We start from the raw sequence: 25,240 nt of genomic DNA on the forward strand, positions 1-25,240 counted from the left end.
GCCTCATCGAACGACACACAGGAGACAGCATGAAGACCCGTTACCCCCTGGCGGCCCTGATCGCGGCGCTTGCCTTGCCGACGTTCGCACAGGGCGACTTCCCGAGCCGCCGCATCACGATCGTGGTGTCGGCATCCACTGGTGGTGGGCTGGACGGCGTTGCACGGCTGTTGTCCAAGCGCATGCAGGAGACCTGGAACCAGCCTGCGATCGTCGAGAACCAGGGCGGCGCCGACGGGTTGATCGCGACGCAGCGCGTTGCGCAATCGCCGGCCGACGGCTACACGATGCTCCTGACCATTCCCTCGCTGCTGCTGCTCAAGCACAACGCGAAGGATCTTTCCTTCGATCCGGTGGGCTCGCTCGCGCCTGTCTCGGAGCTCGCGCGCACGCCTTCGGCCATCTCGGTCAACGGCAAGAGCGGCATCAAGACCTTCAAGGAACTCGTGAGCTACTGCAACAGCGCACCCACGCCCTGCACGTGGGGTTCCGGGCAGCAGCTGTCGTACCTGTACGGCAAGCGCACCTTCGCGGTCAGCGGCATCAAGGACAGCGTGAACGTGCCCTACAAGGGAACCGGTCCGGTCGTCAACGACCTGCTAGGCGGCCACATCGCGATCGGCATCACCAGCATTGCGGCGCCGCTGCCACAGCATCGTTCCGGCCTGTTGCGCATCCTCGCCGTGAACGCCGAGCAGCGTTCGCCCGAAGCGCCCGATGTGCCCACCTTCCGCGAGGCAGGCCTGAACGTGCCGGCGCGCGGCTCGTGGTATGGCTTGTTCGTGCCGCGCAAGACGCCGCCTGAAGTCGTGGCGCGCATCGAAACCATGCTGAAGGGGCTCGCCGCCGATCCGGAGGCCAGGCAGGTGGTGCAGGCGCTCGGCGCCGAGCCTGTGTTCGGCTCCACCCGCGACTTCGTCGCCGCGGTCGAGGATGAGCAGAAGTTCCTCGATGGCCTGATCAGGCAGTTCCCGCTGAATTGACCTCGAGCCGGCGTCTTGCCGCCCGTCTCTTCGGCGCGGCGACCTGGCTCACGTGGCGTATCGCATCGGCGAACTCCGTCAGGACCAACGGCCTCTCCATCCCGTCCCGCCGGAAGAAAAGGCCGAACGATGGAAGGTCGATGGAGGGCGAGACATCGAGCCTTCGCGCACCGCCCCTGGCGATCTCGTCCACCGCATGCTCCAGCCGTACCGCGCACAGCAGCGAAGCATCCTGGCGAAGGACCGTGCCGATCGTCACCGACGACATGGCCTCGATCACCGGCACGGGCGGCGTCACGCCGCTGTTGAGAAAGGCCGTCATGAAAGCCTGTCGAACCAGCGTCTCCCTGGGCGGCAGCACCCACTTTGCGGCTTGCAGCTCGGCCCGTTGATAGCTTCGTGCGGCGATGCTCCCGTTCGAAGCGGAAGCCAGCACACACAGCGCGTCCTTGAGCAGCACAGCAGGCTCCAGCAAGGGAACCATGTCGCTCGAGAGCAGCTCGGGCGTGATGGCGCCAAAGACGCAGTCCAGTTCTCCTTGCAGCAGTCGATGGATGAGCTCGTGGACGCGGCCCTCCCTCAGCTGCACCGCGACGCCGGGCATTCGCTCCCGCAGCCTGACGATGGCCGCTGGAACGGCCGCAGTCACCGACGGGGCCCCCACACGCAGAACCGCGGTGACGCCGCTCTGCAATGCGTCGACGTCTTCGGTTGCGCGGGCCAGCTCGTTCAGTACAGCTCTCGCCCTGAATGCCGCGCTGACGCCCAGTGCATTCGCATGGATCCCCTGGTGGCTGCGTTCGAACAGCCTGGCCCCGAAGCAGCTTTCGACCTCGCCCAGCATCTTGCTGATCGCGGGCTGGCTCAGATGCAGTCGCGCCGCCGCACCGCGCATCGTGGCGGTCTCGGAGAGCGCGACAAGAAGTTCGAGGTGTCTCAGTCGCAGCGTGCGCACGAGGCGGGCGGTCTTTGTATCCATTTCGGCTGCTCCGGGCTATATCGAATCGTGATCACTCCCTCACGATTATCGAATTTTCAAGAATCGCGGAAGGCGATAACGTCGCGCCCAATGAACACCAGATCCAAAGAGACCTCCGAATCCGCCGCCCCGCTCGAGAATGTGCGGGTGATCGACATGGGGCAGTACATCGCCGGGCCCGGCGCCGCCATGGTGCTGGCCGAACTGGGCGCGCAGGTGATCAAGATCGAGCCGCTGGCCGGTGACCAGGCCAGGCACATCGGCCGCTATGGCGAGTCGATGATCCGCGCCTACAGCCGCGGCAAGCAATCCATCGCGCTCAACCTGAAGAGCGATGCCGGCCGGGACATCGCGTGGCGCCTGATCGGCGAAAGCGACGTCGTCATCCAGAACCTGCGCCCTGGCGCGGTCGACGCGCTGGGCCTGGGACCGGTGGCGGTGCGCGATCGGTTCCCCAGGGTCATCTACCTGTCGATCTCCGGGTTCGGGGACCTGGGGCCTTCGAGCGAGCGGCCCGGCTACGACATCGCCGCACAGGCGGAGAGCGGCCTGATGTCCGTCACGGGCGAGCCGGACCGGCTGCCACAGAAGGTGGGCGTTCCGATCATCGACGCCGCTGCTGCGCATCTCGGTGCGCAGGCCGTGCTCGCGGCACTCTACGGCCGCGAGCGGACGGGTGCCGGCGAGACGCTGAGGACATCGCTGCTCGAGGTGGCCATGCATCTGCAGGCAACCACGTGGTGCGACTATCTCGGAGGTGCGCCCGAGCCCACGCGCATCGGCGATGGCCAGCCGAACAATGCGCCCGCTGCGGAGGTCGTGCCGACGCGGGACGGGCACATCGTCCTGTCCGCCTATGCGGACGAGCATTGGACGCGCTTCTGCGGAGCGATGGGACGCGAGTCGCTCGCGACGGACCCTCGATTCCGAACCAACGCCCTTCGGGTGCAGCATCGCGCCGAGCTCCGCATCGTGCTGCGCGAATGCCTCTCGCCCTTCACCAGCGAGGAATGCGTGGCGCTGCTGAGCCGTCACCAGATCGTTGTCGGGTCCGTCCGCAGCTACCGGCAGGTGCTGCAGAGCAAGGACGTCCAGGCCAGTGGAATCCTGGTCGATGCACATGGCACGACGGGCGAGGGCTACCCGGCCCTGGCGCTGCCCTACCGGCTGGGCGATTCACCCCGCGCCGTGCCGCATGCCGCGCCGGCCTGCGGCGCCGACACGGATCGGCTCCTGGGCGGACTCGGATTCACGGGCCACGACATCGACGAATTTCGCAGCGCCGGGGTGGTGGCATGACGCCGCAGGCGCAGGCCATGGCCTCGGAGGCCGCCCGCATCGCGCAGGACTGCGACGATGCCGTCGTCCAGTCGCTGCCGCTGTTCGAAATGATGCGGATGCGCGCGGCGACGACCGCGCGTCGCCATCCCGCCTTCGGCTTCGCGGCGCCGAACCCGGGCTCCACCGTGCGATGGGTCAACCAGTTCACTCACACGCACCGTCGTCTCGGGCCCGAGGACAGGGAGGTCGTGAGCCCCAACAACGACACGGTCTACAGCAACGCCTGGCTGGACCTCTCAGAGGGGCCGGTCATCATCGAGACGCCCGACATGGGCGACCGCTACTGGACCCTGGGCTTGCTGGATGCGTGGACGAATCCGTTTGCCTACGTGGGCCGCCGGACGACCGGCGGCAGGCCCCAGCGCACGTTGGTGCACGGGCCCGGCTGGCGCGGCGCCGTCCCGGCGGACGTGACGCTGACGATTGCCGCCCCGGGCGATGACGTGTGGCTCATAGGCCGCCATCTGGTGGAGGACGACGGCGAGGATGCTGCGCGTGTTCGCGAGTCGCAATCCTTGATGCGGCTCGTTCGCCCGGATGGCAGCGACGCGGCCATGGCGGTGGACACATGGATCGACGGGCGGGATACCCGCATCCCCTCCGCCGACCTGTATCTGTCGGTCCTGGACGCTGCGCTCCGCCGCAATCCACCCCTTCCGGGAGAACACCTGGCGTGGCCGCCTGCGCAAGCCGACCTCGCGGCGTCCCTGCCGGCGGTGTACGACCGGCTGCGAACAGGCAACCACCCTCGCGACCTGGGCGGCGGGTGGGCGATCCCAGTGGTGGTGAGAACCCACTGGGGCGACGACTACCTGGCGCGCGCCCGCATCGCTCGCAACTTCATCGGCGCCCTGGGCATCGAGGAGGCGATGTATCCCACCGCGGAAGTGGACGCGCAGGGCGCGCCGCTGGATGGATCGCGGCGATATGAGTTGCGGTTCGCGCCGGGCAAGGGACCGAAAGTGGGCGCCTTCTGGTCACTCACGATGTACCGCCGCAGCGACTGCCTCTTCGTCGCCAATCCCATCCACCGGTATTCGATCGGCGATCGCACGCCGGGCTTGCGCCACGACGCCGACGGCAGCCTTGCGATCCGCCTGCAGGCCGAGGATCCGGGCCCAGGCGTCAATTGGCTTCCGGCGCCGAAGGATGAACCGTTCTACATCGTGCTGCGCCTCTATCAACCGCATGCCGACCACCTGGAACTTTGGTTCGACTATCCGCCGGTCCGGCCGGTCTGACACTGTCGAGAAATCTAATCAACGGAGACAAGCAGGAATGACGATGAACCGCAGACAGCTTCTTGCAGCGGCCGCTGCCGGCCTGACACTGCCCTGGAGCGCATCGGGCCATGCGCAGGGATGGCCCGCACGGCCGATCCGCATGGTCTCTCCTTACGGCGCCGGGGGGTCGAACGACATCCTGACGCGCGTGCTTGGCGACTTCCTTTCACGAGGTCTTGGCCAGAGCATCGTGGTCGAGAACAAGTCCGGTGCCGGGACACGCATTGCCAACGAGTATGTGGCCAAGGCACCTCCGGATGGCTACACGCTCCTCCATGCGGCAGCACCGATCGCGATCGGAGAAGCCCTCTACAAGGACTTGCCGTACGACGTGCACAAGAGCTTCACTTCCATCGCGAGCACGGCCATCGCGCCGCTGTTCCTGGTGGTCAATGCCGAGGCGCCGTACAAATCGCTGGCCGAGTTCATCAAGTACGCGAAGGCCGATCCCAAGGGAGTGACCTTCGGCTCGCCCGGCGCCGGCTCCGCGCCGCACCTGACGGCCGAACTCCTGTTGCGCAGTGCCGGTGTCAAAGGCATCGTGGTGCAGTACCGCGGCGATGCGCCGGCCTACACCGAGCTTCTTGCGGGGCGGATCGACGCCACCTTGACCGCCATCTCGACCGCGGTTCCCCACATCCAGGCCGGCAAGTTGCGGGTGCTGGGTGTCGCGACGGAAGAGCGCACGCCGCTCTACCCGCAGGCGCCAACCCTCCGGGAGCAGGGGCTGCCGTCCGTGGTGGGCTATGGCTGGTACGGCATGCTCGCGCCGGCCGGAACACCGGCGAGCATCGTCGAGCGACTGAATGCCGGGATCAACGCGGCGGTGGGCGACGTCGAGGTTCGCCGCAAGGCCGAGGCCGTGGGACTTCAGTTGCGCAGCGGCACCGCGGCCGAATTCAGTGCCTTCATTGCCAGCGAGACCCGCAAGTGGGCGCAGATCATCAAGTCCGCGAACATCACGGTCGAGTGATGCATCGCGTGGCGGCGCCCAACGCGTGCCGCACGCGCCTCACGGTGCGGCGAGCGAGACCGAGGCGTTCTCGCCACGCAGGGTCCACGGATGCGGATGCGCGCGGCGCTCCTGATGCTGCCGTCGGAACTGCGCCGGTGTCATCCCGGTCCAGCGCAGGAAGGCGCGCCTGAAGTTGGCCGAGTCCGAGAAGCCCGTGATCAGGGCGATCTGCTCGACACTGGCATCCGGCCGCTGCAGGTGCTGGGTCGCCACGCTGTGGCGGACCTGGTCGGCAATGTTCGAGAAGGAGGTGCCCTCGCGAGCGAGGCGTCGCCGCAGCGTGCGCTCGTTCATCTTGAACGTCGAGGCCATCGCCTTCATGCCGGCCCCCGGATCAGGCAGCAGGCGCAGGGCCTGGTAGACCTTTCCCGCGAAGCCGGGAGATTCCTCGACCTCAGCCAGCAGCCCCTCGCAGGCCGACTGGAGCACGGCGGCGGTGAAGGCGTTGGCCAGTCGCGGGCGCATCGACAGCACCTCGCCGCCGAGGTGAAGCTCGTTGCGATGCCAGCCGAATACGCAGGGGCACTGCAGCTGCTCCGCGTACATCGCCCGATGTGCCGGCGCGGGATACGCGAAGCGCGCCAAGGTGGGCCGGACTTCGGGCCCGAGCAGGTCGTGCAGCTGGGTGACGAGCTGGGCGAACTGCTGCTCGAGCACGAAGATGCGCAGGCCGTCGGGCAGCTCGCGGTCGCCGCCGTCGCCGAGCACCCAGAGTGCATCACCCCCATCGGTGCGGGCCTCCAGGGCGAGGGCGTTGGCCACCAGCCCCTGGTAGGTCTCGGCCCGGCGAAAGTAGTCGTCCACCGATTCACAGGACAGCAGCATCAGGCCGTAGGTGCCATGGTCGGGCAAATGCAGGCCGCGACCCAGCTCGAACGACAGGCCCGGCACGGCCCCGAGCGCCAGTGCGTTGCGCCAGACCGCGAGGTGCTGCAGGACCGAGGTGCGGCAAGCGACGTCGTCCAGCGCCGCAGCGTCCAGCCCGGTGCCGGCCAGTACCGCGCCTGCCGGCACGTCCTTTCGCTGGAGCAGCCGGACCAGGGCGGTGATTTGGTATGGAGGGTAGTGCCGCCCCCAGGGGGGCGTGATCCGTTGTGACATGCGTCGGACTCGCCAGGGCCATCGATCCTGGCTGCAGTCTCCGGCGCGGCGTGCGCCGCGCCTATGTCGTCATGTCACATAGATCGGGGCGCAACGATGTGAGCACACCAAAGGCCCCGCCGGATCAGAACGTTGCGCAAGTGAAGGATTCGGCGGCGTTCACGTCGCCCGTGCCCTTGTATTTGGGCCACGCGGGGTAGTCGCACAGCGGTCGCTTGCGGCCCGGCACCCCTGCCGTGTCGGTGGTCACCTGCGCCTTGGGCGCGGTGCCGTTCTCTGCCCATTGCTCCAGCGCCGTCAGCGAGTCCCAGGTCGCGTTGAACACGGTGCTGACCGCATGGCCGTAGCCCGCGACTTCGTAGTAGCGCGCGAAGCCGTCGACGTAGTTCGGTCCCAACTGCGCCTGCAGGCGCTGGTAGAACTGCTCGGTGGCGCGGGTGCTCACCAGCACGTCCGACAGGCCGTGCGCCAGCAGCAGCTTCCCGCCCCGTGCCGCGAACGCCGACAGGTCGCTGCTGACGTCGAGCATCGTGCTCAATTCGCTGAGGCGGGCGCCCCAAGGGCCCGGGTTCTCGGGGTCGAGGGACAGGGAATCGAACTGGAGGTCGCGCGTGACGCCGTACTTGATCGTCTGGTCGAGTTGCTTGGTGATGTAGGGCGCACCGGCCGGCACGGGCATCGCCGGCTGCTCGGTGCCGAAGTTCAGGAAGGTCACGGTCGGCTGCAGCGGCGATGGGTTGCTGGTGATGCCCAGGTCCGCACCCCAGACGTTGTAGCCCGGGTACCCGGCGGAGCCGCTGGCGAGGAAGAAGTTGAAACTGGTCGCGGTGTTGATGGTCTTGAGCGCGGCGATCTGCGCGTCCGAAAGGCAGGTGTCGCCTGTGTCGGCGCCGTTGGCACAACGCAGCGGCGCGCCGTTCACCGTGGCCACCGAGGGATCGAAGGTGCTGTTGCACCGCAGCTGGTTGCTGACCAGGCCGTCGGCGACGCCGTCCAGTGTGTCGCAGGCCTCCAGCACCGCCTGGCGCAAAAGCGCCCGCTTGGGCGTGTTCGGGTAGGCGCCCGGCTGGGCCAGGGCGCGGCTCATGCGGTGGCCGCCGAGCATCGCCGAGAGCTGGTTCCATGCCGGATACCAGGCAATGATGCCGTCCCAGTCTTGCGGCCAGCGCTGCGCCACGGACACGGCCTCGCGCCCGCCGGTCGAGCCGCCGGCGAAGTACGACTTCACCGGCGCGCCGGCCGCATAGCGGGCCTGGATCAGATAGACGGCTGCATCGCGCGTCTTCTTGAGCGCGTGGCCGCCGAAATTGCGGAAGGCCTCGTCGTTGAGCTGGAACTGCCCGTCCAGCGAACCGGCGGCGTTGGCCTGGTGGCCGGAGTCGCTGGCGAAAGTGGCGTAGCCGCGGCCGAGGGGCGCAGGCTGGTCGGCCGGACCCGCGGGCACGTTGCCTGCCACGTTGGGGAGCGTGCCGTCGAAGCCGCCGCCGCCGAACATGACCACCTTCTTGTTCCAGGTGGTGGGCAGCGCAAGGCGGAAGTTGATGCTCGGTGCGTTGGGATCCACCGGCGAAATGCTGCCGAGCACATTGCAGTACTCCGGCAGCGCCGCGGCGCCGGTGCCGGTCGCCGCGGTGACGGTCGCCGCGGTGACGGTCGCCGCGGTCACCTTGCCGCCGGTGGTGGGCAGCGCGATGGACGAGGCGGGGATCGCCATCCCGACCAGCTCAGCGCATGCCTTGGGCGTGGGCGCGGCGGGCGGCGAGGCCGGGGGGGATGCGGGCGTGGCCGCCACGGGGGTCGAGGTGGGCGCGGCCAGCAAGCCCGTGCCGCCGCTGCCTCCGCCGCCGCAGGCCGAAAGCGTCGCGGCGCTCAGGCAGCCAAGCAGGAACAGATGTCGTTGTTTCACTGGAGTCTCCATGTTTCGTTGGATGGGGCGCCGTGGTCGGCGACCACACCCAGCGCCTTGGCGGCCGATGTTGATGCGCGGCGTGGCGGCCCGAAAGGTCGTGCGCGGAACGCCAGGAGTCATTTGCGGACAGCGCGGGAAAGCCCCAGGTCGGGTTTTCGAGGGGCGTGCGCGCGCCACCGGGGCGGCGCTTCGCGCGCCCCTATCGACCGGCGAGTCGATGACATCGAGGGGCCTGCAAATGTGTGCGTGCGACACATAGGGCGCACCGCGCGGTTTGCGGAGACTTCCCTCGCATCACCAATGAAGGAGACAAAACCCATGACGGTCGTTCGCCAACTTGTCCGCGCCGCGCTGCCGGCTTCCCTGTTGCTCGCCGCGGCGGCCCAAGCCGCGCCGGTGAAGATCGGCATGGTCGAGACGCTGTCCGGTCCGCAGGCTTCTTCGGGCCAGGCCTACCGCGCAGGCGTGCGCTATGCCATCGACAAGTTCAACGCCTCGGGCGGCTGGAACGGCGAGCCGGTGCAACTGATCGAATACGACAACCAGGGCGGCCCGGCCGGCGCGTCCGAGAAGCTCAAGGCGGCGGTCGCCGACGGCGTGCAGATCATCGTGCAGGGTTCGTCGTCCGCGATCGGTGGCCAGATCACCGAGGACGTGCGCAAGTACAACCTGCGCAACCCCGGCAAGGAGGTGGTCTACATCAACGTCGGTGCCGAGGCGCTCGAACTCACCGGCGAGAAGTGCAACTTCTATCACTTCCGCTTCGCGGGCAACGCCCAGATCCGTGCCAAGGCCCTGGTGCAGGCCATGAAGGAAGCCAAGGCGCTGGGCACCAAGGTCTATTCCATCAACCAGAACTATTCCTGGGGCCAGGACATGGAGCAGGCCATCGTCGACAACGCGGGCGCCGGAGGCTACCAGGTGGTGGACAAGACGCTGCACGACGTCAACAAGATCCAGGACTTTGCACCCTACGTGTCCAAGATCAGCGCCTCTGGTGCCGAGACCGTGATGACCGGCAACTGGTCGAACGACTTGCTGCTGATGATGAAGGCGGCCAAGGCCACCGGCCTCAAGGCTCGCTTCGGCACGGTCTACCTCGACCAGCCCGGCAACGTCAGCAACGCGGGAGATCTGGCGATCGGCAACTTCGTGGTCCATGCCTTCAATCCGGAAGCCGCCGGCGCGGCTGGCGAGCGCTTCGTGGCCGACTACACCGCGAAGATCGGTCACGCGCCGGTGTTCGTCGAGCCGCAGACGGTGTTCGGCCTCGACATGGTGACCGATGCCCTCAAGCGCACCAGGCCCGTCGGCGGCGCGCTCGACGTCAACGCCTTCGCCAAGGCGCTGGAAACCGGCAAGTTCATGACGCCCATGGGCGAAATGAGCATGCGCGCGGCCGACCACCAGGTGCAGATGCCGCTGGTGGTGTCGGTGGTGTCCAAGGACGCGAAGTACAAGGCCGACGGAACCGACATGGGGTTCAAGCCGGTGAAGGTGTTCAGCGCCGAGGCGATCTCGGTGCCTGCGCAGGCGAGCTGCAAGATGCAGCGTCCGGGCTGAGTCCGGTCCCCTTGGCACCCAACGGAGACCAACCATGTCCTCATCTCTCGAAGGCCAGCTCGCCTGGATCACCGGTGGTGGCAGCGGCATCGGCCTTGCCGGTGCCATCGAACTGGCACGTGCGGGCTGCCGTGTCGTGATATCGGGTCGCGACCCGGCCAAGCTGGAGGCCGCGCTGGCCACGGCGCGGCGCGACGGCGTCGATGCCGATGCCGTCAGCGCGATGCCGATGGACGTCGCCGACAGGGAATCGGTTCAGCGGGTGGCCCAGGCTGTCCACGCGGCGCACGGCCCGGTGAGCATCCTGGTCAACAGCGCCGGCATCAACTTTCCCAAGCGCTACTGGGGCGACACGGACGGCGAGACCTTCGACAAGGTGATGGCCGTCAACCTCCATGGCGCGACCTATTGCACGCTGGCGGTCATGCACGGCATGCGCTCGCTCGGGCGTGGCACCGTGATCAACGTCGCCTCGTTCGTCGGCTGGCACCTGACGCACCTGACGGGCCCGGCCTATACCGCGAGCAAGGCCGGCATGATCGCGCTCAGCCATTCGTTCAACATCGAAGAGGGCGTCAATGGCTTGCGCGCCACGGCCCTGTGCCCGGGCGAAGTGGCGACGCCGATCCTCAAGTCGCGCCCCGTGGCGCCGAGCGACGAGGACATGGCGCGCATGCTGCAGGAAGAGGACCTGGGGCGCACCATCCGCTTCATCGCCGAATTGCCGCCGCATGTCTGCGTGAACGAGCTGGTGATCTCACCGGTGTTCAACCGGCTCTACCTCGGGGGGAAGGAGTTCGGGCGGCGCTAGGCTATGTCGGCTGCGGGCGGGGCTTCAGGCTGGCGCATCAGGCTCCACAGGCGCAGTGCCATGTGGATCTCCAGCGCCCGCGCGGCGTTGCCCCAATGTCCCAGCATGTCCTCGATGGTGGCGAGCCGTTGACGCACCGTGTTCACGTGGATGCCCAGGCGCTGCGCAGTGGTCTTGGCGTTCTGGTTGCCGTCGAAGTAGTGCAGCAGCGTGGACGCCAGCTGGGCGTTCTTCTTGCGGTCGTGCGAGATCAGGGGGCCGATGGTTGCCTCGAGAAAATGCGACAGGCTCGCCTGGTCGTGCGTCTCGAACAGCGCCGAGTAGAGCGCCAGCTCGTTCTGGCCGATCACCTGGCCCTGGATGCCCAGCCGTCCCAGCACGCCCAGGGCGCGCCTGAGCGTGGCATAGAGCTGGGGGAGCTCGGCCGGCGACGCTGCCGGCCGGGAGAGCACACCGCGATGCATCGCGCCGGCATTGCGGCGCGCCCAGGCCGAAAATTCCTGTCGCAAGTCAAAGGCCCGTGGTGCGCCGCAGACGATGACCAGCATGCCGTCGATCTCGTCGATCAGCGTCCGCTCCATCGACGCCATGGCGCGGAAATAGCGCGCCGCGTAGCCGGCGCCGGGGCCTTCCATCTCGACGAGCAGGAGGGTCAGCGGCTGTGACAGATCGAGACCCAGGCGTTCGGCGCGGTTGACCAGCACGGCCCATTCGTCCTGGCGCGGCGACACCAGCGTGCGCAGCAGCGCCGAGACATTGCGGCTCTTGGCGGCTTCCATCCGTTCCTGCGACAGCAGCACGATGCCGATCACGCTGGAGCTGCGCTCGAAGGTGCGCACCGCGACCTCTTCGAGCGTGCCTCGATGGAAGAGCGCGATCGAACCCAGCACGTCGTCGCCGCCGATGACCGGCATCACGCGGCAGCATTCGCCGTCCACCTCGAAGGCCTGGACGGAACGGCCCGCCTGGCGGCTCAACCGCAAGGCGTTCACCAGCTCTGCGCTGCGCCCGCCGTGCGGCTCGTAGCCTTGTGCGCCGAGGCCTGCATAACCGGTCGCGGCACCCTGGCTGATCACCTGCGCCGCCTCGTCCAGCACCACCAGGCTGCCACCGAGCAGTTGCGCCACCGACTGGCACAGCGTGGACAGCGATGCGCCGCGGGCCAGCAGCGAGGTCATCTGCTCGTGTGCGTCCGCGGCGGCCTGGATGCCGCGCAGGTGCCGCTCCAGTTCGGCGCGGGTCGCATCGGCCTTGTCCAGCGCTGCGCGCACCGCCTCGAAGTCGCGTGCGTTTTTCAGCGCGACCGCACCGTGGGTGGCCAGCGTGCAGAGGATCGACAGGCTCTGGGTGGTGTGGACGCGGTGGTAGCGGTCGGCCACGAACAGCAGGCCGACGACCCCGCCCTCCCAGATCAGCGGCACGCCGACGAGGGCGGCGATGCCGTCTTCCCGGAAGATCTCGTCCAGCCCGGCATCGTGCGCGAAGCGCGTGTCGTGCAGGTAGTCCGCCGTGGTGAAGGGCAGGTGCGTGGACATGACCACGCCTGCGACACCGCGATCGCGCAGCGTCACCATGTCGGACACCCGCGGCGAGATGGCGCCCTGCGCCACCAGCACGCGGAATTCGTCGCGCCCAGGATCGTGCACCGACAACCACGCCAGGTCGGAGCCGAGCAGCTTTCGCGCGCGCGCCACGATGGCGCCGAGGAGGCTGGCGAGGTCGAGCCGGCTCGAGAGTTCCTGCGCCGACTCGATCACGGCCAGCATGCCGCTTTCGCGTTGCTGGAGCAGTTCGAGGCGGTTGCGCACGGCCATCGCCATGCGCACCGCCTCGACCAGGTTGGACTTGCCGGGCCGGCTGGCGGGCAATGCATCGACCTCGGCCATGCATTGCGCGAATTCGTCGCTGGGCGTCCCCTGGTGCAGCAGGCGAACGAGCTGCAAGGCGATCTGCTCGCCGGTCTCCTCTTCATTGGTTCTCATCGTGCTGTCTCGCGTTCTCGTGCCGTCGGGGAGATGCTGTCCCCGTGACGAGGCTAACAGACGGAGTCGCCGCTTGCACGGGGGGCGATGACATCGAAGCCGGGGAAAAAGTGTGCGCCCGACACATAGGGCGAGACGTGCGCCACGTGGAGACTCGGTCAGACGACGCGGCGCCATGGGTGGCGGCGCGCAAGTGTGGAGGACCCCCATGCCGCTGTACGAATCCCTTCGACCCCTGCCGGAACTGCGCGTGCTCGTGACCGCCGGTGCCAGCGGCATCGGCGCCTGCATCGCCCGTGCCTTTCACGAGGCCGGGTCGCGGGTGCACGTGTGCGACATTGATCGCGCGGCATTGGATCGCCTGGTGACCGAGACGCCCGGCATCACGGGCAGCATGGCCGACGTGTCGGTGGCCGCCGATGTCGACCTGGTGTTCGACGACGTGCGCGGCTGCCTGGGCGGCCTGGACGTGCTGATCAACAACGCGGGCATCGCCGGGCCGACCGGACCCATCGAGAGCTTCGACGCCAGCGGCTGGGAGCGCACCGTGTCGGTCAACCTCAACAGCCAGTTCTATTTCGCCCGCCGCGCCGTGCCGCTGCTGAAGGAATCGACTGCCGATCCCGTGTTGATCGCGATGAGTTCGGTGGCGGGTCGCCTGGGCTATGCCTTCCGCACGCCGTACGCATCCACCAAGTGGGCCATCGTGGGCCTCACCAAGTCGCTCGCCATGGAGCTCGGTCCGCAGGGCATTCGCGTCAACGCGATCCTCCCCGGGGTCGTGGAGGGCGAACGCATGGACGGCGTCATCGCCTCGCGTGCGGCTGCGCTGGGCCTGGGCGTCGAGCAGATGCGCGAGGAGTACCTGCGCAAGATCTCGCTGCGGCGCATGGTCAGCGCGAGCGACGTGGCCGCGATGGCGCTCTTTCTGTGCTCGCCGGCGGCGCGCAATCTCAGCGGCCAGGCCATCAGCGTCGACGGCAACCTCGAGTACCTCTGAGCCATGGACTGGATCATCTTCTCGCTCCTCAACGGCGTGATCCATGGATTGCTGCTGTTCATGGTCTCGGCCGGGCTCACGCTGATCTTCGGGATGATGGGCGTGCTCAACTTCGCCCACGCCTCGTTCTACATGCTGGGTGCCTACTTCGCCTACACGATGCAGGGCATCGTCGGCTTCGCGCCGGCGGTCGTTCTGGCCACGCTGCTGGCGGGCGCGGTGGGCGCGGTGGTGGAGCGTTGGTTCCTGCGCCGCGTGCATCGCTACGGCCACGCGCACGAACTGCTGCTGACCTTCGGCCTGTCCTTCATCATCGCCGAGACCATCAAGTTGTTCTTCGGCAACTATCCGGTGGACTATCGCATTCCGCCCGCGCTCGACACGGCGGCCTTCGTGATCGGCAGCCAGCAGTACCCGGTCTACCGCTTGCTGATGGGGGGCGTGGCGCTGGCGATGTTCGCCGCGATCTACTTGCTGCTGACCCGGACGCGGGTGGGCATCGTCGTGCGCTCGGCCATCTACAAGCCGCGCATGGTCGAGGCGCTGGGGCACAACGTGCAGCTGGTCTTCATGGGCGTGTTCGGCGTCGGCGCCGCGCTGGCGGGCCTGGCGGGTGCCATCGCGGGCGCGTTCTACACCACCAATCCGAACATGGCGCTCGAAGTGGGGGTCATGGTGTTCGTGGTGGTGGTGGTGGGTGGGCTCGGCTCCCTGGGCGGCGCGATGCTCGCCTCGCTGCTCATCGGCGTGCTGACCTCATTGGCGGTCGGCGTCGACCGCAGCCTGGCCGACGCGCTGGCCCTGGTGGGTGCGGGCGAGTGGGCCCGCAGCGCGGGTGGCCTGCTCACGCTCAAGCTGTCGAGTCTCGCGGCCTCGCTGCCCTTCGCCCTGATGCTGCTCGTGCTGCTGCTGCGCCCCTCCGGCCTGATGGGCGAGAAGGCCTGATGACGATGCGTACCCCGCTCCTGCCTGCGCTCGCCGCCGTGGCCGTGCTCGGCGCGCTTCCGGTCCTGCTGCCGGCCGGCCTGCTCAACGCCTCGATCCAGGCGCTGATCGCGGCGCTCTTCGCCTGTGCCTACAGCCTGCTTGCCGGACGCGCCGGCATGCTCTCCTTCGGCCACGCCGCCTATTTCGGCGTCGGCGCCTTCGCCACGGTGTACGCCATGAACGCGCTCGGCGGCACCGGGCTGCTGCCGACGCCCCTGATGCCGCTGGTCGGGGCGTTCGGCGGCCTGGGCTTTGGCCTGATCGCGGGTTGGTTCGCCACCCAGCGCAGCGGCACGGCGTTCGCGATGATCACGCTGGCGATCGCCGAACTGCTGCACGCGCTGGCGCCGCAGCTCAAGGGCTGGTTCGGCGGTGAATCGGGCATCTCGACCATGCGCATGCCGGCCTGGGGTCTGAGCTTCGGTTCGACCACGCAGGTGTACTACCTGACGCTGGCATGGGTGCTGGTCTCGCTCGTCCTGCTGTACTTCCACACGCGCACGCCGCTGGGCCGACTCACCCTGGCGCTGCGTGAAAACGAGCATCGGCTGCGCTTCCTCGGCTACGACGTGCATGGACTGGGCGTGTCGGCCTTCGCCGTCTCGTCGATGTTCTCCGGCATCGCCGGCGGCCTGCAGGTAGTGGGCAACGAGTCGGCCAACTACGTCGTCTTCGACGCCGGCGTGTCGGCGACCGTGGTGCTCAACAGCTATATCGGCGGCGTCGGCAGCTTCCTCGGCCCGGCGCTGGGCGCTGCGCTGATGAGCTTCTTCGGCTACGCGGTGTCCGACACCACGCCGTCCTGGCTGCTCTACCAGGGCGTCCTGTTCGTGCTGGTGATGATGTTCATGCCCGAGGGGCTGACCGGGCTGGTGACCGCGACGCTGAGGCTGCTCGGGCGCCATGGCGTCATGGCGGTACTGCCGCTGGCCTTGAGCGCGGTGGTCGCCGGACTGCTGCTGGCGGGCGGGGCCGTCTTCCTGGTGGAGATGCTGCAGCGGCTCTGCTCGCAGGACTATCGCTCGCTCGCGCGCATGAGCGGGACTGCGCCGCCGGTGCAGCTCTTCGGTCGCGCCTGGTCGGCCGCTGCGGTGGGCACCTGGATCGTGCCGGCGGGCCTGCTGGCTGCGGGGGCGCTGATGGCCGGCGTGGCGCAACGCTGCCGTCGCGGGCTGGCGCTCGCGGCTTCGCCCGAAGTCCCGGAGCGCGCGGCAGCCCTGAGTGAACGAGCCCTGCCATGAACGATTCCATTCTTTCGCTGCGCGGTCTGCGCAAGTCCTTCGGCGCCACCGAGATCATCCGGGGTGTGGACCTCGAGCTTCGCCCCGGCGAGCGGCGCGCGCTGATCGGTCCCAACGGTGCCGGCAAATCGACCCTGTTCCACCTGGTTTCGGGCAACCTCGCTCCCACTTCGGGCGAGGTGATCTTCGACGGCCAGCGCATCACCGGCTGGGCGCCACAGCGCATCAACCGCCTCGGCTTGGCGCGCTCCTTCCAGATCACCAACATCTTCCCCAAGCTCACGGTGTTCGAGAACATCAGGCTGGCGCTGATGCGTCATCACGAGCGGCAATACACCTTCTGGCGCGTCATCGACCGCCTGGCCGGATTGCGCGCGGCCACGGAGACGCTGCTCGAGAAAGTGCGGCTGCAAGCCCAGGCGCAGACGCTGGCCGGCGAGATGTCCTACTCCGAGCAGCGCTCGCTGGAGCTGGCGATGACGCTGGCGTCCGACCCCAAGGCGATCCTGCTGGACGAGCCCATGGCCGGCATGTCCAGCGAGGAGACCCACTACACGATGGAACTGATCCGCGAAGTGACGGCCGGGCGCGCCCTGCTGATCGTGGAGCACGACATGGACGTCGTGTTCGCCCTGGCCGACCGGATCAGCGTGCTGGTCTACGGCGAGGTCGTCGCCACCGGCACGCCGGAGCAGATCCGCAACCACCAGGGCGTGCGCGAAGCCTACCTGGGTGAAGAGGCCGCGGCATGAATGCACCGGCCCCTGCGCTCCTGCGCGTCGACGACCTGCAGGCCCACTATGGCAAGAGCCATATCCTGCGCGGCGTCAGCTTCGGGCTGGCGCGCGGCGAGGTGCTGAGCCTGCTCGGGCGCAACGGCTCGGGCCGCTCGACCACGCTCAAGGCCATCATGGGCCTGGTGCCGCCAAGTTCGGGCCGCGTGTGGCTCGAAGGCCGGGAACTGGCCGGCGCCAAGCCCCATGCGATCTGCCGATCCGGCCTGGCCTATGTGCCGGAAGAGCGCGAGGTGTTCGCCAACCTCACGGTGGACGAGAACCTCAGAATGGGCGAGCAGACGCCGGTGCAGGGTGCTCGGCGCTGGACGGTGGCGCAGATGTTCGAGTACTTCCCCCGTCTGAAGGAGCGCCGGAACACCAAGGCCGGCAGCCTCTCGGGCGGCGAGCAGCAGATGCTCACCATCTGCCGTTCGCTGCTCGGCAACCCGCTGGCCATCCTGATCGACGAGCCGACCGAAGGCCTGGCGCCCAAGATCGTGGCGCAGGTGGGCGAGTGCATCCAGGACATGCGGCGCCAGGGCGTGTCGGTGGTGCTCGTCGAACAAAAGCTGGCGATCGCGCTGAAGGTGTCGTCGAGGGTGTGCGTCATGGGGCACGGCCGCATCGTCTTCGAGGGCTCGCCCGCACAGTTGGAGGCCGACCGGGGACTGCTGTCCCAGTGGTTGGCGGTTTGATGAACAGGAGCAAATCAATGGCCCAAGGCCAAGAGAAAGTCATCATCACCTGCGCCGTCACGGGCTCGGTGCACACGCCGACGATGTCGCCCTGGCTGGCGCTGACGCCGGAGCAGATCGCCACCCAGGCGATCGAGGCCGCCGAGGCCGGCGCGGCCATCCTTCATCTGCATGCGCGCGACCCTCTGGACGGCCGTCCGACTGCCGATCCGCGCGTGTTCGACCAGTTCGTGCCCCGGATCAAGGCCAGCACCGATGCCGTCATCAACATCACCACCGGTGGCAGCACGCGGATGACGCTGGAGGAGCGCCTGGCCTATCCGCTGCAGGAGAAGCCCGAGATGTGCTCGCTCAACATGGGCTCGATGAACTTCTCGGTGCATCCGCTGGCGCGCAAGTACAGCCAGTGGCAGCACGATTGGGAGAAGCCCTACGTGGAGGGCATGGAAGACCTGATCTTCCGCAACACCTTCCGCGACATCAAGCACATCCTCCAGGTGCTGGGCAAGGAGTGCGGCACGCGCTTCGAATTCGAGTGCTACGACCTGGGCCACCTCTACAGCCTCGCGCATTTCGTCGACGAAGGCCTGATCGAGGGGCCGCTGTTCATCCAGGGCGTCCTGGGCATCCTGGGCGGACTCGGCGCCGACCCCGAGAACCTGGTCACGCTCAAGAGCACCGCCGACCGCCTGTTCGGGCGAGGCGGCTACCGCTTCTCGGTGCTCGGAGCGGGTCGACACCAGATGCCGCTGCTGACCATGGGCGCGGTGCTCGGCGGCAACGTGCGTGTGGGGCTTGAAGACAGCCTGTACCTGGGAAAGGGTCAGCTTGCACGGAATTGCGCCGAGCAGGTACGCAAGATTCGACGCATCCTGGACGAGTTGTCGCTGGAAGTGGCGACGCCGGAAGAAGCCCGCGCCATGCTGGGCCTCAAGGGCCGGGCCGCGGCGGCATCCTGAACACTGAAGTTGGAGAAGACGTGATGAAGAAACTCTTGTCGGGCCGGGTGGCCATCGTCACCGGCGGGGGAGGTGGACTGGGTCGTACCCACGCGCTCGAACTGTCGCGCCACGGTGCGCGCGTCGTGGTCAACGACTTGGCCCAAGAGCGCAACGCCGCAGCGGCGAGTGCGGTCGCGGAAGAAATCCGGCGGGCAGGCGGCGATGCCATCGCGCTCGCGGGCGACGTGACGCGCCCCGACGAGATGGAGGCCATGGCGGCGCATGCCGTCGAGCGGTGGGGGCGCATCGACATACTCGTCAACAACGCTGGCATCCTGCGAGACCGCAGCTTTGCCAAGATGTCGCTCGAGGACTTTCGCCTGGTGATGGACGTGCACGTGATGGGCGCAGTGCACTGCACCAAGGCGGTGTGGGCGCAAATGCAGGCGCAGCAGTACGGCCGCATCGTGATGACGACTTCGTCCTCCGGCTTGTACGGCAACTTCGGCCAGTCCAACTATGGCGCGGCCAAGATGGCGCTGGTGGGCCTGATGCAGACCCTGGCCCTGGAAGGCGAGCGCCGCAACATTCGCGTGAACTGCCTGGCGCCCAGCGCCGCCACCGCCATGACCGAGGCCATCCTGCCGCCCGAGGCGCTGGCGCGCCTGACGCCCGAGGAGGTGAGCCCGGGCCTGGTGGCCCTGGTAGGCGAGCAGGCACCGACGCGCATGATCCTGTTGGCCGGGGCGGGCAGTTTCGAGTGCGCGCACGTCACGATGACCCAGGGCGTGCACCTGGCCGACCGAGCGCGCGCCGGAGAGGCGCTGTGCGACCAGTTGCAGGAAGTCAGCTCGCGCTCGGGGGAGGTGGTGCCGGCGACGGGCTGGGAACAGTACGAGCTCGAAGTGGCAAAGGCCTCGGCGAGCCAGCGTCGATCCGCCGGGGCCGTGGCGTCGCTCTAGCTGAATGCGGCGTCCGGCGCCGACTGCATGAGCCCGAAGATGATCTTGTCGAGCGTGATCGGGTAGTCGCGAACCCGAACCCCGGTCGCGTTGTAGACCGCATTGGCCACGGCCGCGGCACAGCCGCAGAGTCCCAGCTCCGCCACGCCCTTGGCCTTCATCGGTGAAGACTTGTCGTCGACTTCGTCAAGGAAGATCACTTCCTGCACGGGAACGTCCGCATGCACCGGCACATGGTATTCGGCCAGGTCGTGGTTGACGAAGCAGCCATATCGCGTGTCCACCACCGCTTCTTCCATCAGCGCCGCGCCGAGGCCCATCGTCATCGCACCGATCACCTGGCTGCGCGCGGTCTTCGGATTCAGGATGCGGCCGGCCGCGAAGACGCCGCTCATGCGGCGCACCCGCACCTCGCCGGTGGCGGCATCGACGGCGACCTCGGCGAAGTGGGCGCCGAAAGTGGCCTGCGCGTAGGTCTTGGCGAGATCGCCGAAATCGATCGCGTCCTCGGCCGACAGGCCGTTGCGGCCGACCACCTCGGCCAACGTGAAGCTGCGCGTGCCGGCGCTGATCCGTCCATCCGCGAATTGCGCGTCGACCGGCAGCAGGCCGGCCTTGCGGGCGATCGCGTCACGCAGCTTCATACAGGCCGCGAAGACGCCTGCGGTGGAGCTGTTGCCGCCCCACTGGCCGCCCGACCCGGCGGAAACCGGGAAGTCCGAATCGCCAAGCCGAACCTCCACTTGCTGCAGCGGAACGCCGAGCATCTCGGCCGCGGTTTGCGCAATGATGGTGTAGCTGCCGGTTCCGATGTCCGTCATGTCGGTGTACACGGTGACCTTGCCGCGCCCGTCGATCGCCACGCGGGCGGCGGACTTCATCGTGAGATTGCCGCGGAACGCGCTCGCCATGCCCATGCCGACCAGCCACCGTCCGTCGCGAACCTGCGCCGGGGTCGCCTTGCGGCGGTCCCAGCCGAAGCGCTGGGCGCCCGTGCGCAGGCAGCCAATGAGGTCGCGGTGCGAGAACGCGCGTCCAGGCTTTTCGGGATCGCTCTGCACGTCGTTGAGGATGCGCAGGTCGACCGGGTCCATCTTCAGCGCCTCGGCGAGTTCGTCCATCGCGATCTCGAGCGCCATCATCCCCGGGGCTTCGCCGGGTGCGCGCATCGCGTTGCCCTCGGGCAGGTCGAGCGTCGCGAGCCGGTGCGAGGTCAGGCGGTTGGCGCCGCCATACAGCAGGCGGGTCTGCATCGCCGCCGTCTCGGGCTGGCCGCCCGGCAGGTCGCCGGACCAGCTTTCGTGCGAGATCGCAGTGATCCGTCCATCGCGCCCGGCGCCGATGCGGATGCGCTGGATCGTCGCCGGCCGGTGGGTGGTGTTGTTGGCAATGTGCGGCCGGGCGAGCGCGACCTTGACCGGGCGGCCTGCCGCGCGCGATGCCAGTGCGGCCATCACGGCATCGCTGCGCACCCACAGCTTGGACCCGAATCCGCCGCCGATGAAGCTGGAGATCACGTGCAGCATGTCGCGCGGGATGCCGAGAATCTCCGACAGGTCGCGCCTTGCCCAGTCGATCATTTGCGAGGAAGTCCACAGCGTGAGCTTGTCGCCCTGCCATGCGGCGATGGTCGCGAAAGGCTCCATCGCCATGTGGCTCTGGTCCGGCGTGGTGTAGGTCTGTTCCACCTTGACAGCCGCCTGCGCAAAGGCGCCGTCGAAGTCGCCCACCGCGGAATCGGGCGGTTCCTCGTCCGTCTTCGGCTTGACCGCCGATTCGCGCCCGCGCGCAAGATCGAACCGTCCGGGCGCCGCCTGGTAGTCGATGCGGACCAGATGGGCGGCCGCGCGCGCCTGCTCGAAGCTGTCGGCGACGACGATGGCCACCGCTTGGTGGAAGTGATCGATCTCCGGTCCCGCGAGGAGTTTCGCGGTGATCGCTTTCGCCTTGCCGACCTTGCCCGCGTTTTGGTGCGTGACGACCGCGATCACGCCGGGTGCGGCGCGCGCGTCGACCGTGTCGATGCCCACGACGCGGCCCTTGGCGATCGCGGCGCCGACGATCACGCCATAGGCCTGGTTGGCCACCACGTCATGTCGCTCATAGGCGTAGGGCGCGGTGCCGGTCGTCTTCAAGGGGCCGTCGATGCGGTCGTGCGGCTGGCCGACGACCTGGAGGCGATCGATCGGGTTGCGGGTGGCGGGTTGATCGAATTTCATGACTCAGCCCTTTGCTTCCGACAGGACCGATGCCAGCATGCGCTCCAGCAATACCGGCTTGAATGCGTTGTGCGCCCCGGTGCGTGCGCCCGCGAGCGTGGCCTGGGCGATCGCCTGCGCGCTGCCGTGCTGCTCCGCCGCTTCGACTCTCCACGGCTTCGGCGCCAGCCCGCCGTAGGCGAAGCGGCCGCGGCCGTCGGGCTGGATGACCGCGGCCACGGAGACCAGCGCGAAGGCATACGACGCGCGGTCGCGAACCTTGCGATAGAAGTGCTTGCCGCCGAGCGGGGCGGGCAGAGTGACCGAGGTGATGATTTCGTCGCGCGCGAGAACCGTCTCGACCTCGGGCGTGCTGCCGGGCGTGCGGTGCAGTTCGGCGATCGGTAGGGTGCGCCGGGAGTTGTCGGCGCGCACCGTCTGGACGGTGGCATCGAGCACGCGCATCGCCACCGCCAAGTCGCTCGGGTGCGTCGCGATGCACTGGTCGCTGGCACCGACGATCGCGAGGTTTCGGTCGAACCCGCCCTGCGCGGAGCAGCCGGTACCCGGCTGTCGCTTGTTGCAGGGCTTGGTGGTGTCGTAGAAATAGGGGCACCGGGTGCGCTGGAGCAGGTTGCCGGCGGTGGTTGCCTTGTTGCGCAACTGCCCGGACGCACCGGCCAGCAGCGCCCGGCTGAGCACCGGGTAGTCGCGGCGCACGCGCGCGTCGGACGCAAGATCGGTATTGCGGACCAGCGCCCCGATGCGCAGGCCGCCGCCGGAATCGGCCTCGATCCGATCGAGCCCGAGGTGGTTGATGTCGATCAGGTGCGTGGGATTCTCGATCTGCAGCTTCATCAGGTCGAGAAGATTGGTGCCGCCCGCGATCACCTTGGCCCCCGGGTGGCTGGCCAGCGATGCGGCAGCGGCAGCGGGCGATGCCGCGCGTTCGAAGGTGAACGCCTTCATGGCTTCGTGCCCCCGACTTCCTGGATCGCCATGAGAATGTTGGAGTAGGCGCCGCAGCGGCAGAGGTTGCCGCTCATGCGTTCGCGAATCTCCTCGGCGGTGGCTTGCTGTCCGGCGTTGAGGTCGGCGCTGACGTGGCTCGGGATGCCGGCCTTGATCTCGGCCAGCGTGCCCAGCGCCGAACAGATCTGCCCCGGCGTGCAGTAGCCGCATTGAAAACCGTCGTGCTTGACGAAGGCGGCCTGCATCGGATGGAGTTTATCGGGCGTGCCGAGACCCTCGATCGTCGTGATCTCGTCGCCATCGTGCATCGCCGCCAGGCTGAGGCAGCTGTTGATTCGCCGGCCGTTGACGATCACGGTGCAGGCACCGCACTGGCCGTGGTCGCAGCCCTTCTTGGAGCCGGTGAGATGCAGGTGCTCCCTCAGGGCATCGAGCAGCGTGGTGCGGGTGTCCAACGTCAAGGTATGCGTCTGGCCGTTGATCTTCAGCGTCGACCTGACGGCCGGCGGCATGGCTGGATCTTTTTGGCTTGATGTGGTCATGGCTTGCGCATCGGATCGCGCGGTCGGCATCAGCGCGCCGGCCGCCGTCGCAAGGCTGCCGACAAGCACGCCGCGCCTGCGCACTTCCAGAAAGTCACCAGGGGGCGGTGCCATCTTCGTATCTCCGCGCCCCGAATTCAATAGCGGTACGGGCTGTCGGGGCGAGCGCGGCAGAGCCGGTCAAGAGGAGGAACGGCGAGTACTTTCATGCGGGCAAATCTGCGCCTGCCGGAGCGGCTCGTCCGTCGGCGCGTTGGCCCGTTTTCAAGTAGGCGCATGCCGCACGCCTACCGGAGGCCCGGGGACGCAACGTATTCTTCAGCCATGAATGATCCCGCCGCAAAGCGCGAGCAACTGGCTGCCAGCTCCTGGCAACGGTTTTCCCTGGCCTGGAGCAGCCTGCGGCAAGCCGCGCTCTCCACCCCGGGCCTGCGCGTTGTGCTGCTGGCCATCCGCAACTACATCCTTCACCAGAGCGCGAACCAGGCCGGGAGCCTGGCGTTCTCTTCGGTGCTGGCGATGTTTCCGCTGCTGATCCTCGTGTCAGCCGCTGCCGGCTTCTTCGGCCAGCCCGGCGATGCGGCGGCGCTGGCCGCCCGCGTGATGGGCTATGCGCCGCAGGTGGTTCGCGACGCGGTGCAACCGGTGATCGACCAGGTGCTTGCGCAACGCAATCAGGCCCTGCTGACGATCGGCGTGATCGCGACGCTGTGGACAGCCTCCTCGGGCCTTCAGGCGGTGCGCACGGCGCTCAATCGCTCGTATGGCATCCAACGCGGGCTGCCCTTCTGGAAGGCACGCATCAAGGTCACGCTGTTCACGGTGGTCGTGGGGGCTGGCGTCCTGGCAGCGTTCAGTTCGGTGATCATCATGCCGATCGTGTGGCAGGTACTGGAAGCCAACCTGGGTGCGGGGAAAGAGGTTCTCTGGCTGCGCAACAGCGTGCGCTACGGCTCGGCCTTCCTGGTGCTGAGCGTGCTGTACGCGCTCCTGTATGGCTGGCTGCCGGACGTCCGCCAGCGGCTGAGCTCCGTCCTGGCCGGCGCAGTGGTCGGTGCGTCGCTATGGGTTGCTGCCGCCGCGACGCTTTCCTACACCTTGCACACCGCGGGCAAGCTCGCGTTGATCTATGGGAGCTTCGCCGGCGTGGTGGCGACGCTCGTCTTTCTCTACATCAGCGCCACCACGCTGATCTTCGGCGCGGAGGTCAACGCGGTGCTGCGTGAATGCGCGGAGCCGTCGCAGCGCTGAGCCCGAGTCCACGCACATGCTGATGTGGCGCGGCGGACGCCGACGAAGCCGTCACGGCCGGCGGTCGGCCTTCAGGCGCTACGCGAAGCTTCTGACCTTCCCCGCGACGAACTCGTCCCTGGCGGCCAGCAAGGGGTTGCGGTGTCCGTCTGTCTCCAGCCTGCAAAGGGCATGGCGGGCGATGTCGTCGGCGCTGACGCTGCCGTCGGCGATTCGGCGCAACTCATGCGAGAAGGCCAGCAGCCACGCTTCTTCCGGTGTCGGCATTCGCGGATCCCAGAGCGCGTCTTCCGGACCGGGCACCGGCGCCCGGGCGCGCTTGTTCGCGTCCCTGGCGGCCGACGTGCGAACGGAGGCAGCGAACGTCCAGGCTTCCCGCTGTTCCGGATCGAGTTCGGCGGTCGGCTCCGCTCGCTCCTGCCCTCGACTGGCGACGATGGCCTCCAGATCCGCCGACGTGAAGCCGCCCGCTGCCTTGCTGCGGCCGGCCAAGGCCACATCGAGGGCAAACGCCCAGTGAGAGGGGACCCGGGGATCCTTGCACAGCATCCGCGAAGCCAGCTTGGCGGCCTTCGGACTCATCTGCTGGATCTTCCCGTAGCATTCGCTCCAGAGCATGGTGAGAGTTCTCCGCTTACCGGCTGGAGCAATTGACGTGCCCGATGGCGTCCCCCCGGGGACGCTGCGATCAGGAAGCACGGCGGCAAC

The 25,240-nt window shown here is 68.0% G+C and carries 22 protein-coding genes; 14 read left to right on the forward strand and 8 right to left on the reverse strand.

The annotated features are described in order from the left end of the window. The first annotated feature begins 29 nt into the window (after positions 1 to 29). Positions 30 to 983 (forward strand): Bug family tripartite tricarboxylate transporter substrate binding protein, encoded by a 954-nt coding sequence (locus QZH52_RS17865; protein ID WP_301811451.1) that lies wholly within the window; start codon positions 30 to 32, stop codon positions 981 to 983. On the opposite strand, the gene QZH52_RS17870 is transcribed toward QZH52_RS17865, so the two are convergent. Next, a complete protein-coding gene (locus tag QZH52_RS17870; RefSeq protein WP_301811453.1) occupies positions 961 to 1,938 on the reverse strand; it encodes a LysR family transcriptional regulator in 978 nt (325 codons plus the stop codon). The genes QZH52_RS17865 and QZH52_RS17870 overlap by 23 nt on opposite strands. Before the next feature lie 114 nt (positions 1,939 to 2,052). Between QZH52_RS17870 and QZH52_RS17875 the strand changes: the two genes are divergently transcribed. The 3 genes from QZH52_RS17875 to QZH52_RS17885 are packed head-to-tail and all read left to right on the forward strand — an operon-like array spanning position 2,053 to position 5,559. After that, the gene (locus QZH52_RS17875) at positions 2,053 to 3,261 is read left to right on the forward strand and encodes a CaiB/BaiF CoA transferase family protein (RefSeq protein ID WP_301811455.1); all 1,209 of its coding nucleotides are present in this window, start codon (positions 2,053 to 2,055) and stop codon (positions 3,259 to 3,261) included. Next, positions 3,258 to 4,544, forward strand: a complete 1,287-nt coding sequence (locus QZH52_RS17880; protein ID WP_301811458.1) for a DUF1254 domain-containing protein — start codon at positions 3,258 to 3,260, stop codon at positions 4,542 to 4,544. Before QZH52_RS17875 ends, QZH52_RS17880 begins: the two co-directional genes overlap by 4 nt. Positions 4,545 to 4,581: 37 nt before the next feature. Continuing rightward, positions 4,582 to 5,559, forward strand: coding sequence for a Bug family tripartite tricarboxylate transporter substrate binding protein (locus QZH52_RS17885; RefSeq protein WP_301811460.1), 978 nt, complete (start codon positions 4,582 to 4,584; stop codon positions 5,557 to 5,559). 39 nt (positions 5,560 to 5,598) lie between these two features. On the opposite strand, the gene QZH52_RS17890 is transcribed toward QZH52_RS17885, so the two are convergent. Both QZH52_RS17890 and QZH52_RS17895 read right to left on the reverse strand, forming a co-directional pair. After that, positions 5,599 to 6,702, reverse strand: a complete 1,104-nt coding sequence (locus tag QZH52_RS17890; protein ID WP_301811462.1) for an AraC family transcriptional regulator — start codon at positions 6,700 to 6,702, stop codon at positions 5,599 to 5,601. Positions 6,703 to 6,826: 124 nt separating this feature from the next. Next, a complete protein-coding gene (locus tag QZH52_RS17895) occupies positions 6,827 to 8,608 on the reverse strand; it encodes a tannase/feruloyl esterase family alpha/beta hydrolase (RefSeq protein WP_436411599.1) in 1,782 nt (593 codons plus the stop codon). Between the two features lie 321 nt (positions 8,609 to 8,929). Between QZH52_RS17895 and QZH52_RS17900 the strand changes: the two genes are divergently transcribed. Next, a complete protein-coding gene (locus QZH52_RS17900; protein WP_301811464.1) occupies positions 8,930 to 10,174 on the forward strand; it encodes a branched-chain amino acid ABC transporter substrate-binding protein in 1,245 nt (414 codons plus the stop codon). A 34-nt stretch (positions 10,175 to 10,208) separates the two neighbouring features. Next, positions 10,209 to 10,985, forward strand: a complete 777-nt coding sequence (locus QZH52_RS17905; protein WP_301811466.1) for an SDR family oxidoreductase — start codon at positions 10,209 to 10,211, stop codon at positions 10,983 to 10,985. On the opposite strand, the gene QZH52_RS17910 is transcribed toward QZH52_RS17905, so the two are convergent. After that, positions 10,982 to 12,967: a helix-turn-helix domain-containing protein gene (locus tag QZH52_RS17910; RefSeq protein ID WP_301811468.1), complete on the reverse strand. Its 1,986-nt coding sequence runs from the start codon at positions 12,965 to 12,967 to the stop codon at positions 10,982 to 10,984. The two genes, QZH52_RS17905 and QZH52_RS17910, sit on opposite strands and share 4 nt — an antisense overlap. Before the next feature lie 208 nt (positions 12,968 to 13,175). Between QZH52_RS17910 and QZH52_RS17915 the strand changes: the two genes are divergently transcribed. The 7 genes from QZH52_RS17915 to QZH52_RS17945 are packed head-to-tail and all read left to right on the forward strand — an operon-like array spanning position 13,176 to position 19,569. Next, on the forward strand, positions 13,176 to 13,967 hold the full coding sequence (locus QZH52_RS17915) for an SDR family oxidoreductase (protein ID WP_301811470.1): 792 nt from the start codon (positions 13,176 to 13,178) through the stop codon (positions 13,965 to 13,967). 3 nt (positions 13,968 to 13,970) lie between these two features. Then, positions 13,971 to 14,912: a branched-chain amino acid ABC transporter permease gene (locus QZH52_RS17920; RefSeq protein ID WP_301811475.1), complete on the forward strand. Its 942-nt coding sequence runs from the start codon at positions 13,971 to 13,973 to the stop codon at positions 14,910 to 14,912. 5 nt (positions 14,913 to 14,917) lie between these two features. Further along, positions 14,918 to 16,195: a branched-chain amino acid ABC transporter permease gene (locus tag QZH52_RS17925; RefSeq protein ID WP_301811651.1), complete on the forward strand. Its 1,278-nt coding sequence runs from the start codon at positions 14,918 to 14,920 to the stop codon at positions 16,193 to 16,195. Further along, positions 16,192 to 16,947: an ABC transporter ATP-binding protein gene (locus tag QZH52_RS17930; protein ID WP_301811478.1), complete on the forward strand. Its 756-nt coding sequence runs from the start codon at positions 16,192 to 16,194 to the stop codon at positions 16,945 to 16,947. Before QZH52_RS17925 ends, QZH52_RS17930 begins: the two co-directional genes overlap by 4 nt. Continuing rightward, the gene (locus tag QZH52_RS17935; RefSeq protein ID WP_301811480.1) at positions 16,944 to 17,666 is read left to right on the forward strand and encodes an ABC transporter ATP-binding protein; all 723 of its coding nucleotides are present in this window, start codon (positions 16,944 to 16,946) and stop codon (positions 17,664 to 17,666) included. The genes QZH52_RS17930 and QZH52_RS17935 overlap by 4 nt, the downstream gene beginning before the upstream one ends. A gap of 17 nt (positions 17,667 to 17,683) precedes the next feature. Then, positions 17,684 to 18,625: a 3,5-dioxohexanoate:acetyl-CoA acetone transferase gene (kce, locus tag QZH52_RS17940; RefSeq protein WP_301811482.1), complete on the forward strand. Its 942-nt coding sequence runs from the start codon at positions 17,684 to 17,686 to the stop codon at positions 18,623 to 18,625. Positions 18,626 to 18,648: 23 nt separating this feature from the next. Further along, complete coding sequence (locus QZH52_RS17945; RefSeq protein ID WP_301811486.1) at positions 18,649 to 19,569, forward strand: SDR family NAD(P)-dependent oxidoreductase; 921 nt, start codon at positions 18,649 to 18,651, stop codon at positions 19,567 to 19,569. Here the strand turns inward: QZH52_RS17945 and paoC are convergent. Genes paoC through paoA form a run of 3 tightly spaced genes read right to left on the reverse strand, consistent with a single transcriptional unit; the run spans position 19,566 to position 23,395 of the window. Continuing rightward, a complete protein-coding gene (gene paoC / locus QZH52_RS17950) occupies positions 19,566 to 21,788 on the reverse strand; it encodes an aldehyde oxidoreductase molybdenum-binding subunit PaoC (RefSeq protein ID WP_301811489.1) in 2,223 nt (740 codons plus the stop codon). The genes QZH52_RS17945 and paoC overlap by 4 nt on opposite strands. A gap of 3 nt (positions 21,789 to 21,791) precedes the next feature. Then, positions 21,792 to 22,736, reverse strand: a complete 945-nt coding sequence (locus tag QZH52_RS17955) for an FAD binding domain-containing protein (protein WP_301811492.1) — start codon at positions 22,734 to 22,736, stop codon at positions 21,792 to 21,794. After that, the gene (gene paoA / locus QZH52_RS17960; protein ID WP_301811495.1) at positions 22,733 to 23,395 is read right to left on the reverse strand and encodes an aldehyde dehydrogenase iron-sulfur subunit PaoA; all 663 of its coding nucleotides are present in this window, start codon (positions 23,393 to 23,395) and stop codon (positions 22,733 to 22,735) included. The genes QZH52_RS17955 and paoA overlap by 4 nt, the downstream gene beginning before the upstream one ends. Before the next feature lie 210 nt (positions 23,396 to 23,605). Here paoA and QZH52_RS17965 point away from each other — a divergent pair, with 210 nt between their 5' ends. Beyond that, positions 23,606 to 24,532, forward strand: coding sequence for a YihY/virulence factor BrkB family protein (locus QZH52_RS17965; RefSeq protein ID WP_301811499.1), 927 nt, complete (start codon positions 23,606 to 23,608; stop codon positions 24,530 to 24,532). 78 nt (positions 24,533 to 24,610) lie between these two features. Here the strand turns inward: QZH52_RS17965 and QZH52_RS17970 are convergent, their stop codons facing one another. Next, positions 24,611 to 25,150 carry a hypothetical protein gene (locus QZH52_RS17970; RefSeq protein ID WP_301811500.1) on the reverse strand — a complete coding sequence of 180 codons (540 nt, stop codon included), beginning with the start codon at positions 25,148 to 25,150 and terminating at the stop codon, positions 24,611 to 24,613. Positions 25,151 to 25,240: the final 90 nt, after the last annotated feature.

The organism is Variovorax ginsengisoli (assembly GCF_030486595.1).
Lineage (GTDB): Bacteria > Pseudomonadota > Gammaproteobacteria > Burkholderiales > Burkholderiaceae_C > Variovorax > Variovorax ginsengisoli_B.

Bases quoted from the DNA above. Each gene is read 5' to 3' on its own strand.
- QZH52_RS17865 (WP_301811451.1), top strand. From the start codon at position 30: ATGAAGACCCGTTACCCCCTGGCGGCCCTGATCGCGGCGCTTGCCTTG.
- QZH52_RS17875 (WP_301811455.1), top strand. From the start codon at position 2,053: ATGAACACCAGATCCAAAGAGACCTCCGAATCCGCCGCCCCGCTCGAG.
- QZH52_RS17880 (WP_301811458.1), top strand. From the start codon at position 3,258: ATGACGCCGCAGGCGCAGGCCATGGCCTCGGAGGCCGCCCGCATCGCG.
- QZH52_RS17885 (WP_301811460.1), top strand. From the start codon at position 4,582: ATGACGATGAACCGCAGACAGCTTCTTGCAGCGGCCGCTGCCGGCCTG.
- QZH52_RS17890 (WP_301811462.1), bottom strand. From the start codon at position 6,702: ATGTCACAACGGATCACGCCCCCCTGGGGGCGGCACTACCCTCCATAC.
- QZH52_RS17900 (WP_301811464.1), top strand. From the start codon at position 8,930: ATGACGGTCGTTCGCCAACTTGTCCGCGCCGCGCTGCCGGCTTCCCTG.
- QZH52_RS17905 (WP_301811466.1), top strand. From the start codon at position 10,209: ATGTCCTCATCTCTCGAAGGCCAGCTCGCCTGGATCACCGGTGGTGGC.
- QZH52_RS17910 (WP_301811468.1), bottom strand. From the start codon at position 12,967: ATGAGAACCAATGAAGAGGAGACCGGCGAGCAGATCGCCTTGCAGCTC.
- QZH52_RS17915 (WP_301811470.1), top strand. From the start codon at position 13,176: ATGCCGCTGTACGAATCCCTTCGACCCCTGCCGGAACTGCGCGTGCTC.
- QZH52_RS17920 (WP_301811475.1), top strand. From the start codon at position 13,971: ATGGACTGGATCATCTTCTCGCTCCTCAACGGCGTGATCCATGGATTG.
- QZH52_RS17925 (WP_301811651.1), top strand. From the start codon at position 14,918: ATGCGTACCCCGCTCCTGCCTGCGCTCGCCGCCGTGGCCGTGCTCGGC.
- QZH52_RS17930 (WP_301811478.1), top strand. From the start codon at position 16,192: ATGAACGATTCCATTCTTTCGCTGCGCGGTCTGCGCAAGTCCTTCGGC.
- QZH52_RS17935 (WP_301811480.1), top strand. From the start codon at position 16,944: ATGAATGCACCGGCCCCTGCGCTCCTGCGCGTCGACGACCTGCAGGCC.
- kce (WP_301811482.1), top strand. From the start codon at position 17,684: ATGGCCCAAGGCCAAGAGAAAGTCATCATCACCTGCGCCGTCACGGGC.
- QZH52_RS17945 (WP_301811486.1), top strand. From the start codon at position 18,649: ATGAAGAAACTCTTGTCGGGCCGGGTGGCCATCGTCACCGGCGGGGGA.
- paoC (WP_301811489.1), bottom strand. From the start codon at position 21,788: ATGAAATTCGATCAACCCGCCACCCGCAACCCGATCGATCGCCTCCAG.
- QZH52_RS17955 (WP_301811492.1), bottom strand. From the start codon at position 22,736: ATGAAGGCGTTCACCTTCGAACGCGCGGCATCGCCCGCTGCCGCTGCC.
- paoA (WP_301811495.1), bottom strand. From the start codon at position 23,395: ATGGCACCGCCCCCTGGTGACTTTCTGGAAGTGCGCAGGCGCGGCGTG.
- QZH52_RS17965 (WP_301811499.1), top strand. From the start codon at position 23,606: ATGAATGATCCCGCCGCAAAGCGCGAGCAACTGGCTGCCAGCTCCTGG.
- QZH52_RS17970 (WP_301811500.1), bottom strand. From the start codon at position 25,150: ATGCTCTGGAGCGAATGCTACGGGAAGATCCAGCAGATGAGTCCGAAG.